Genomic DNA, 10,053 nt, shown 5'->3' with positions numbered 1-10,053 from the left:
GCCCTCAGCCTGCCGTTCTGGGCCGGCTGGCTCGCGGGTGGGCGCACGGGCGGCGCAGGCTGGCCGCCGCTGGGCGCCCTTCCCGCCCTGCTTTGGCCGCTGGGGCTCGGACTCTCGTTGTCCCTCGTCCTCGGCTGGAGTCTGCGGCGAATCGCACCCTGGCTCAGAGCGCCACTGCCGGCCGGCGACCTCTGGTGGCCCTTCGCCGCCGCCGCAGGCCGGCTGTGGCGTCTCACCCGGCGCATGCTGCACAGACTCGCCGCCTGGCAAGCGGTCTGGGTCGCCTGGTGGGTCGCGCGCGAGCGTGATGGCCTAACAGGTCTGGATACTCTGACGCGCGCCGAGGGCTGGTTGCGCCGCCAGCTCGCGGTGCTCCTGCTGGCCGTGGCCGTGGGCTTGGCTGCGGTGCTGTTGCTCAGCGCCAAGAGCACCCCGCTCTGGCCCTGTTCGCGAGGGGTTGATCGTCTCGGAGTGGCCGAACATCGAGCGGATCCTGCTGTCGCTGGCCTTGAAGACCACGCCCCGATCCTGTCCGAGGCGCTGGCGGAGCTTGAGCGCCGCAGCGAGCTGGTCTCTTCCGAGGTTATCAAGCGCGGCTCCCCGGTTGCCTGGCAGCACATCAACTTCTGCGGCCGCTACCAGTTCTACGCCGACTTCACGCCGATCGACTTGGACCAGCTCAGCCAACCGCTATCGTCGCAGGAGTATACCGCGGACCCTCGCCGTCATTACCGAGCAGGTGCGCGTGCGGGGGCGGTGACGGTGCGCTCGCAGCGAGCTGATCGAGCCGGGGGATGTCCGCGAGATGCTCGCTTGGGAGAACAGCGGATTCTCTCTCGATGGCCGCGCTGCGCGTGGGCGCGCACGCTCGCGCCGGGCTAGAGCGCCTGCTGCGTTACTGTGCCCGCCTGCCGCTTGCGCCCGAGCGTCTAGAGCTCATCGACGAGCCGGTGGCCGGCGGGCTCAACTGGCGATCGCCGGCGCTCAGTACCAGAGCCCCGGCGGGCGCCAGCGCGGGCGCAGCGGCGGCGATGCAAAAGCCCCGGGGCGGGCATCCCCGGTTACAACGAGCGCGCTCCGCCGTGCAGGCACCAGCGCGAGCAGCCGGTCGATGCGCTCCCGCGTGTCTGGATGGGTCCGCAGCAATGACGGCTCGGGCACCCCGCGGCCGGGCATCCAGCTCTGCTCCCAGCAGCGGCCTTGGTAACGCTCCAGCTTGTCCAGCGCGGAGGCCAGGCCCGCTGGATCGCCCGTGAGCTCGGCGGCGGCGAGGTCTGCCTCGTACTCGCGATTGCGGGACAGGGCGAGCTGAACCAAGGCGCTGACCGTGGGCGCCACCAGCAGGATCGACAACGCAAGCCAGGGCACGTCCGCGCCCGTCAAAAGGGCCGTCGGCAGACTCAGCAAGAACAAAAACTGGCCGAGCAGGCCGAACGCACCGACCACCCGGCTCACGAGGTCCGCAAAAGCCATCACAGCGAGATCGCCGTTGGCCACATGGCTGATCTCATGGGCCAGCACGCCCGCCTGCTCGCGCAGATCGAGCCGCCGCAGCAGCCCATCGGACACGGCCACCAGCGCGTCGTCACGTTGGCCGGTGGCGAAGGCGTTCATCACACTAGATGGGATGTAGTAGAGCCGCGGAACGCGGCTCAGGCCGGCGCGTCGTGCAAGCTCCACCAGAATCGCGAACTGCCGCGGCGCCTCATCGGGGTGCAGCAGCCGCCCCGGATAGAGCATCATGACCAGCCGTGGCGACGCCGCTGGATTGGTGAGATATAGGACCAGCACCATCCCCAGCGCGAACAGCATCAGGCTGCCACCACCGATGATCCAGGCGAGCAGACCCAGCAGACCAGCCAGCGTGACCATGAGCAGCGCCGACTGCACAGCGTTGGCCGTCTTGTGAGCGAGCAGGCGTTCCCGATCCATGATCCATGAACTGAGGGCAACGGCAGGCGGAAACACTGGGGCCGAGGGCGTACGGTCGCCGCAAACCGGCCCCGCGGGGGAGCCCGCCGGCCTCTGCGAGGCGCGGGTCCGTTGTTATGCGGAGCTGAACGATCACCTGCCCGAACGCTGGCACCAGCGCGACATGCCGGTGCGCTTCGCGCCGCCGCTCACCCTGGCGGAGCTGCTGGCGGCCCTCGGCCTGTCGACGGACGCTGTGGAGCTTGCGCTCATCGACGGCAGCAGCGTGGACCTGGACGCCAGCGTGCCGGATGGCGCTCGGGTCAGCCTCTACCCGGCGTTCGAGGCCTTCGACATCGGCCCGATCCAGCGCCTGCACGAGGCACCCCTGCGGCAGCCGCGCTTCCTCTGCGACGCGCACCTCGACAAGCTCGGGCGCCGGCTGCGCCTGCTGGGCTTCGATACCGTGCTCGCTGAGGACGCCACCGGCGCAGATCCCGGCGATGATGCCTTGGTGCATCTGGCCCGCGAGCAGCACCGCATCCTGTTGAGCCGCGATCGCGAGCTCCTCGCCCGCCCGGAACTGACTCATGCGCTGGAGGTGCCGCAGGCGCCAGTGGACATACAGTTGCGGTGCCTGATCCAGCGCCTGCAGCTTCAGCGCATGGCTGCGCCTTTCACCCGCTGCACCTGCTGCAACGCTTTGATCGAGCCCGTAGACGCCGCCGAGCTCCGCGACGTTCCACAGCGCGTGCGCAAGCGTCAAGAACGGTTCTGGCGCTGCCCAGGTTGCGAGCGCATCTACTGGGAGGGGAGTCATCATCGGCGCATGCGGGCCTTCGTGGATGGATTGCTCAGGGATTAGACCCGGCACCCATGGCGAGCATCGAGGCCGGCGTCGCGGCGGGGACACCGCTCCCACAAGCCGCTGCAAGCTCCGGGCGCGCCGTGACGTTTCGGCTGATATCCTGCTGTCAGGTCCATGATGCAAAGCCCGCAGCCGACGTAATCTTCGCCTATGACCAACGCCGCCTTTTTTTGGACCCCCGCCGCCTTCGCCGAGGTCACCGACGGACATTGGCTCGCGCCGCCCGCGGACGAGTCAGCGCCGCTCGCCGGGCTCGGCATCGATAGCCGAGCGCTGCAAGCCGGCCAGGCCTTTGTCGCCATCGCCGGCGAGCGCTTCGACGGGCATGATTTCCTCGATCAGGTGCAGGCAGCCGGCGCCGCGCTGGCCATCGTGGAGCAGGACCTGGCGCCGCGCGATACCGGCAGCGGCCTCGCGCTGCTTCGGGTGGACTCGACAGTCACGGCGCTGCAGGCCCTTGCGGCCCGCTGGCGCGATGTGCTCGGCACGTCGGGCTGCCGGATCGTCAGCGTCTGCGGCAGCAACGGCAAGACGACCACCCGCCATCTGATCCACCATGTATTGAGCCATGCCGGGCTCACCGGCACCCAGAGCCCGAAAAGCTTCAACAACCACCTGGGGGTGCCTCTGACACTGCTCGGGGCGCGGCCGGAGCATGACTTCCTGGTGGCGGAGATCGGCACCAACCACCCCGGGGAGATCGACGCGCTGGCGGCCATCGTGCGGCCGGACATCGCCGTCATCACCAGCATCGGCGAGGAGCATCTGGAGTTCTTTCGCGACCTATACGGCGTTGCCCGGGAGGAATCGGCGATCCTTGGGCACGTGGCGGCCGGCGGCACGGCCATTCTGCTCTCCGAAGCGCGCCTGCCGGTGCCGCTCAACCTGCCCGATGCAGCGGCCTTCGCCATCGAGCATTTCGACCTGGACCCGGCCACCGCTGGCCTGCCCCTGCCGGGCGAGCATAATCGGCTCAATGCCTCGGCGGCGTCCGCCGTCGCCCGGCGCTTCGGAATCGCGGAGGACGTCATCCAAGACGCCTGGCCCGCCGCAGGTCATGCCCCAATGCGCGGCGAGGTGCTGTACGCCGACGACCCAGCCCGGCCCACGGTCATCAACGACGCCTACAACGCCAATCCCACGTCCATGCGGGCGGCGCTGGCGGTGCTCGGCGAGCGACCTGCGCCGCGGGTGGCGGTGCTGGGCGACATGCTGGAGCTCGGTGAAGTGACGGCCTCCGCCCACCGCGACATCGCGGCGCTGGCGGCAGACACGGCCGAGCGCTGTGTGCTGATCGGCCCGCATTTCGCAGCGGCTGCTGCACAGTTGGTGCTGGACAGCCGCGCCGTCAGCGCTTACGCGGAATGGTCCGAGGCCCTGGCGGAGGAGATTGCGGCGGGACTCACGGCCGACGCCACCCTCCTCATCAAAGGTTCCCGCGGCATGGCGCTGGAGCGACTGCTGCCGGCGCTGGCGGTACGCTTCGGCGATACCGGCGGCACTTGACGACGAGCCGGCTTTTGGCGATGGGCAGCGATTCCGGGCGCACCGGCACTAGGATCCAGGTTATCGACCGTGCGGCGGCGCTGCTGGATGCCATTGCGCGCTACTCGGAGCCGGTGAGCCTCAAGGTGCTCGGCGCCGAGACGGGCCTGCACCCGTCCACCGCCCACCGCATCCTGGCGTCGCTCCTGGAGAATGGCTTCGTGGAGCGTGACGCCGCCGCCCATTACCGCCTGGGTCTGCGGCTGCTTCAGCTCGGCGTGCGTCTGCACGGCGACGTGGACATGCGCGCGCTGGCACGGCCGGTGATGGAGTCTCTGCGGGATCGCCTGGGCGAGACCATCAACCTGACCATCCGCGAAGGCGACCAGGTGGTCTACATCGAGAAGGCCACGCCCAACCGCAGCATCCATGTGCAGCAGCTGATCGGCTCCCGTGCGCCGCTGCACGTCACCGCTGTCGGCAAGCTGATGCTGGCTGCGGGCGGCGAAGCGGCCATCCGCGCCTATGCCGAGCGCACCAACCTGCCCGCCTATACCCGCAACAGCATCACCAAGGTGGAGCGCCTCATCGCCGAGTGCGCGCAGGCCCTGGAAGCAGGCTATGCCCTCGACAACCAGGAAGCCGAGATGGACGTCGGCTGCATCGGTGTACTGCTCAAAGACGCCACCGGCCGCGTGGCCGGTGGCCTGTCCGTATCCGCCCCCATCGAGCGCCGGCGGATGGACTGGATCGAGCCCCTGCTGGAAGCGGGGCGGGAGATTTCCACGCAGCTGGGCGCCGCGCCGACTCCAGGGAAGGGGCGTTGATCAGATCCCGTCAGCGACGACGACTGTACCGAGATCTCAACAATTAAGTATACCGTCCCCGATTTATTGGTGCAAAAGCAACGGCACGGTCCATCATTTCCATCGACAGCCAGCACCTGCGAGCCGACGAGCTCGGTATCCGGCTCGAGATCGTCAACGGCCTTGCCATTTGGGAAGCGCAACCCCTCTGCCGGCATCAGATGCGCACTGTCGCTGCCCAGCAGATCGCCCTCACCGGTGGCTGCCGCCTCTCCATCTAACCCCGAAATTTCGGGGAGAAAGTTTCGGGGACGGTAACTCTATTTCCCGCGCGATCCCGGTGCACTGACTGACTGTGCGCAGCCGGGCTGCCCGTTGGCACGGCTCAGTCCTGTTTCTGCCCGAGGCTCTTGGAGACGACCTCGTAGACGTCGTTGGAGAGCCCTTCCACCTCCAGGATGCGCTCGAGCTGGGCGCGCATGAGGGCCTGGCGGATGTCGTCGTAGCGCCGCCAGCGGGTCATGGGATAGAGCAGGCGCGAGGCGATTTGCGGGTTCAGCGGGTCCAGCTCCAGAATGCGGTCGGCGAGGAACCGGTAGCCGGCACCATCTACTGCGTGGAAGCGCAGCGGGTTCCCCACCGCGAAGGCGCCGATCAGCGATCGTACGCGGTTTGGGTTGGTGAGCGAAAACTTCGGGTGCTCCAGCAGCGCCTCCACGCGCATGAGCGTATCGGGCCGGCTGCTTTGGGCCTGCAGCGCGAACCACTTGTCCAGCACCAGCGCGTCATCGGACCAACGCTCGAAGAACGCCGCCAACGCAGCATCGCCGGCATCACTGACGTGCTCGGGGTCGGCGTCCAACAGGCAGCGCAGCGCCGCGATGACGTCCGTCATGTTGTGCCCAGCCTCGAACTGCGCCCGGCAGCGGTCGACAATCTCCGGCGTCGGCGCCCGCATGAGATAGCCGAGCGCACAGTTGCGCAGCGCGCGGCGGCCCATCGCAGCGGGCGAGAGATCGTACTCCCGGGGCTCCTGGTTGCGCTCGAGCGCCGCGAGCAGGTCATCGCGAAGTTGCTCGCCGAAGGCGGCAGCGAGCCGCTCGCGGGCGCGGTGGATACCGTCCACGTCTACGACGGTCATTTGATCGCCCAAGTAGCTCTCGGACGGCAGCGTAAGCACCTCCGCCAGCAACGCACGATCCGCGTCCGGGCCATCCTGCGCCAGTGCACCGCGCACGGCGTCTAGATAGGCCTCCGGCACCGGCGTGCCTGGCTCGGCAACCAGCTCCAGCAGCAGGCGCACGCTGAGGCTCTGAGCCGCATCCCAACGGTTGAACCCGTCACTGTCATGAGCCATCAGGAAGGTCAGCTGGGCATCCGTGTACGGGTAGCGCACGATGACCGGCGCCGAGAAGCCGCGCAGCAGCGACGGCACGGGCTCGGCGGCCAGGCCGACGATCTCGAAGCGCTCCACCGACTCGCGCAGCGCGAGCATGCGGGTACCGGGCGGGGGCGCCTCGGTCTCGCCTGCGAGCTGGACGGGCAGATCCTGCCCGTCCGCATCCAGCAGCCCGAGGGCAAAAGGAATGTGCAGCGGCAGCTTGGTGGATTGGCCCGGCGTGATCGGCGTGTGCTGGCGGATTTCCAGGGTGTAAGTGCCGGTGTCTTCATCGAAGCCGTCCGCACACTCCAGCACCGGCGTCCCGGCTTGAGAGTACCACCGCCGGAACTGGCCGAGATCCAGGTCGCCGGCCTCCTCCATGCAGGCAACGAAATCCTCGGTGGTCACGGCCTGGCCGTCGAAGCGCTCGAAGTAGAGGTCGGTTCCCTGACGGAAGCGCTCCGGCCCCAGCAGGTTGGCCTGCATGCGCACGACTTCGGCACCCTTCTCGTACACCGTCGCGGTATAGAAGTTGTTGATCTCGATGTAGGAGTCCGGACGCACCGGATGCGCCATGGGGCCTGCGTCCTCGGGGAACTGGCGTGCGCGGAGCATGCGCACGTCCTCGATGCGCTTGACGCCGCGGGAATTCATGTCCGCGCTGAACTCCTGGTCGCGATAGACAGTAAAGCCCTCCTTCAGGCTCAGCTGGAACCAGTCGCGGCAGGTGATGCGGTTGCCGGTCCAGTTGTGGAAGTACTCGTGCGCGACGACGCCTTCGATGCCGGCGAAGTCGGTGTCGGTCGCCGTGTCCGGCCGGGCAAGGATGTACTTGGCATTGAAGACGTTGAGGCCCTTGTTCTCCATGGCGCCCATATTGAAGTGGCTGACAGCGACGATGTTGAACACGTCGAGGTCGTACTCGCGCCCGTAACGCTCCTCGTCCCAGCGCATGGCGGCCTTGAGCGAGCGCATGGCGTGGTCGCACTTATCGGTGTTCTCCGCCTCAACGTAGATGTTCAGCGGGATCTGCCGGCCGGACACGGTGGTGAAGCTGTCGGAGACAGCCGCCAGGTCCCCGGCCACCACCGCGAACAGGTAGCTCGGCTTCGCGAAGGGGTCGTCCCAGCGCGCGAGCCGGCGTCCATCGGGCAGCGATTCCTCTCCCACCGGGTTGCCGTTGGAGAGCAGCACGGGGAAGCGCGCCGGATCCGCCACCAGCTCCACACGGAACCGGGTCATGACGTCCGGGCGGTCGATGAAATAGGTGATGCGCCGAAACCCCTCCGCCTCACATTGGGTGCAAAGCATGTCGCCGGAGACGTAGAGCCCCTCCAAGGCCGTGTTCTCGGCGGGGTGGATCAGCACTCGGGTGCGCAGCCGGAAACGGTCCGGCACCCGATGCACCACCAGTGCGTCTTCGCGCAACTCGTACTCTGCCGGCGGCAGAGGCCTGTCATCCAGCGCCACTTCCAGCAGCTCCAGGTGCTCGCCGTCCAGAAGCAGGTCGCCGTCGCCGCGCTTGGACGCGGGATTGCGTCGAACGCTCAGCTCCGCATGCACGGCCGTCTCGTCCATACCGAGGTCGAAGCGCAGCATCGCCTGGTCGATCAGGAATTCCGGCGGACGATAGTCTTTGAGGTGAATGACCGGTGGCGTCGGACGATACATGGGGCGATGCTCTCAGCGGATGGCGGTGTGGTTGGAGTCGAGGACTCTGGTCTGTGCGGCGAGTCGGGGCGGCGGGCAACTCGGCGTCTGCGCCCGACCGCGCGCGCTCTGGCGCGGTGCGGCGCCTTGTGTCAGTCTTTCGGCTTGTCCGGCCGCAGCGCCCGGTTTTCAAGCCATGGGGCCGCAGCGGTGGGCGCCATCAGAAGAGTACCAACGCCACGAGGAGCCAGATGCAGCAAAGCAGCATGCAATCGAGCGAGCATGACCGCGACCAGCAACAGCCCCCCGCACAGCCCGTCAGCTCCACGGACCAGCCGCAGGTGCGCATGTATGCCACCGCCTTCTGTCCCTATTGCGTGCGTGCCCGACGCCTGTTGGAGCGCAAGGGCATCGCCTGGGAGGAGATCGCCGTAGACGGCGACCGCGAGCGCTTCCAGGAGATGACCCAACTCGCCAATCGCACCACTGTGCCGCAGATCTTCGTCGGCGACACCCATGTGGGCGGCTACGACGACCTGGCCGCGCTTGACCGCGCCGGCAAGCTGGACCCGTTGTTGGGGCTTGGCTGAGCCCGCCATGAGCGACGCGCATGGTCGGGCCGGCGCGGACGACGCGGGCAGCCAGCGTCTGGACAAGTGGCTCTGGGCGGCGCGCTTTTTCAAGACGCGGCCCCTGGCTGTGGAGGCCATCAACGGCGGTAAGGTGCAGGTGGACGGCCAGCGCGTGAAGCCCGGCCGAGGCATCCGCCCCGGCAACCGCCTCAACATCCACAAAGGCGGATACGAGTGGTGCATCGAGGTGCGCGCCCTCTCAAAGCAGCGCCGCCCCGCCACCGAGGCCGCGCTGCTTTACACCGAAGACGAGGCGAGTCGCCTCAAGCGTCAGGAACAGGTGCGCGAGCGGCGCGATGCCGGCCGCGCGCCGGCCCCGGAGCGCGGCCGCCCCACCAAGCGCGACCGCCGGCGCATTGGCGCGTTCACCGGGCGCCGACAATGATCACCGCAAGCGGCTGAAACGCCGCCACGCCATGCCGACTTCGCACAGACGCCAATTTACCCATCACTACCGCCGGAACTGACCTTGGACCAAGACGCCTTCCGCGACACCTACAACGCCGTCAACGAGCGCCGCTGCCCGTATGAAAAGTCCATCCTGACGGGCAACTGTGCCTGCGCCCGGGCCAAGCGCTTCTGTATCGCCGAGCGCGAGGGGGTGCGGTGCGCCGCCGACGACGCCCAGGCACGCTGCCTTCAGTTCCTGGAGCATCTGCGCCTACAGGCACGCTTCGCGCTGCGCACGACCGACGGGCGCTCGGCGCTGCCGCATGCCAAGGCCATGCGCATCCAGGTGGGCGGGCTGCGCGGGGTGCGTGCAGCCCTCCCAAGTGCGGAGCCGGCGGACGAGACTGCAGACGCATCAAGCCCGGTGGACGACGTCGACGGCCTGCTGCGTGCGGCGGTGGCCCACTTCGGGGGGCTGGAGCAACTTCCCTACCAGCAAATCATTCAGCACATCGCGGCCTACAAGGGGCGGCAGTCGTTCCGCGAGCGTCGTCGCGCGCGCAAGACGAGGCAGGACGACAGCGAGCCGACTTGAGTGCCGCATATCAGCCGCTCTGCGCAGAGCGTAGGTCTTTCCGCAGCTTCTCCAGCATACGCAACGCCTAGTCACGTTGGGTGAATTCGCTCCCGGCGCGCTGAAGCAGGGCTAGCAGAGGTAATTGGGGAGAGTTTATTAGGGCCAGGTTATCAGCCCCCCGCCGCAGCGAGCTTGACGGCGCCGCCGCGTGGCGCCTGGTAATCGCGCTCTGCCGCCGGGAGCGCCTGTCAGACGGTCAACCACCCGCTGCCGGAGTCTTGGTCCGCAATGGCTGGAAGCAAGTCGCTGCAGACCTCCCGCACCGCCGCCCGCGCCAAATCCGGACGATTGTT

Annotated in this window: 9 protein-coding genes; 7 read left to right on the top strand and 2 right to left on the bottom strand. The window is 68.0% G+C overall.

Annotation, left to right across the window (positions count from 1 at the left end; all coding sequences use genetic code 11):
- Positions 1–882: Tn3 family transposase (locus I6U14_RS17465; RefSeq protein WP_296901061.1), on the top strand; the 882-nt coding region annotated here is incomplete at its 5' end.
- 102 nt (positions 883–984) lie between these two features.
- Here I6U14_RS17465 and I6U14_RS17460 read toward each other — a convergent pair.
- Positions 985–1,932, bottom strand: a complete 948-nt coding sequence (locus tag I6U14_RS17460; protein ID WP_296901059.1) for a zinc metalloprotease HtpX — start codon at positions 1,930–1,932, stop codon at positions 985–987.
- On the opposite strand from I6U14_RS17460, the gene I6U14_RS17455 reads away from it, so the two are divergent.
- The 3 genes from I6U14_RS17455 (at position 1,931) to I6U14_RS17445 (ending at position 5,091) form a co-directional block, all read left to right on the top strand.
- Positions 1,931–2,776: a Mut7-C RNAse domain-containing protein gene (locus I6U14_RS17455; protein ID WP_296901057.1), complete on the top strand. Its 846-nt coding sequence runs from the start codon at positions 1,931–1,933 to the stop codon at positions 2,774–2,776. The genes I6U14_RS17460 and I6U14_RS17455 overlap by 2 nt on opposite strands.
- A gap of 153 nt (positions 2,777–2,929) precedes the next feature.
- Positions 2,930–4,285 carry a Mur ligase family protein gene (murF, locus tag I6U14_RS17450; RefSeq protein WP_296901055.1) on the top strand — a complete coding sequence of 452 codons (1,356 nt, stop codon included), beginning with the start codon at positions 2,930–2,932 and terminating at the stop codon, positions 4,283–4,285.
- A 20-nt stretch (positions 4,286–4,305) separates the two neighbouring features.
- Positions 4,306–5,091: an IclR family transcriptional regulator gene (locus tag I6U14_RS17445; RefSeq protein ID WP_296901053.1), complete on the top strand. Its 786-nt coding sequence runs from the start codon at positions 4,306–4,308 to the stop codon at positions 5,089–5,091.
- 364 nt (positions 5,092–5,455) lie between these two features.
- On the opposite strand, the gene pepN is transcribed toward I6U14_RS17445, so the two are convergent.
- Positions 5,456–8,122, bottom strand: a complete 2,667-nt coding sequence (gene pepN, locus I6U14_RS17440) for an aminopeptidase N (RefSeq protein WP_296901051.1) — start codon at positions 8,120–8,122, stop codon at positions 5,456–5,458.
- 326 nt (positions 8,123–8,448) lie between these two features.
- Here pepN and grxC point away from each other — a divergent pair, with 326 nt between their 5' ends.
- From grxC to I6U14_RS17425, 3 genes are all read left to right on the top strand, one after another.
- Positions 8,449–8,691, top strand: coding sequence for a glutaredoxin 3 (gene grxC, locus I6U14_RS17435; RefSeq protein ID WP_296901064.1), 243 nt, complete (start codon positions 8,449–8,451; stop codon positions 8,689–8,691).
- Positions 8,692–8,698: 7 nt separating this feature from the next.
- Positions 8,699–9,118: an RNA-binding S4 domain-containing protein gene (locus I6U14_RS17430; RefSeq protein WP_296901049.1), complete on the top strand. Its 420-nt coding sequence runs from the start codon at positions 8,699–8,701 to the stop codon at positions 9,116–9,118.
- An 84-nt stretch (positions 9,119–9,202) separates the two neighbouring features.
- On the top strand, positions 9,203–9,718 hold the full coding sequence (locus tag I6U14_RS17425) for a hypothetical protein (RefSeq protein ID WP_296901047.1): 516 nt from the start codon (positions 9,203–9,205) through the stop codon (positions 9,716–9,718).
- Positions 9,719–10,053: the final 335 nt, after the last annotated feature.

Source organism: Thiohalocapsa sp. (genome assembly GCF_019695415.1).
GTDB lineage: Bacteria > Pseudomonadota > Gammaproteobacteria > Chromatiales > Chromatiaceae > Thiohalocapsa.
The sequence above is the reverse complement of the archived record's forward strand: the minus strand, read 5'-3'. Positions and strand labels throughout refer to the sequence as shown.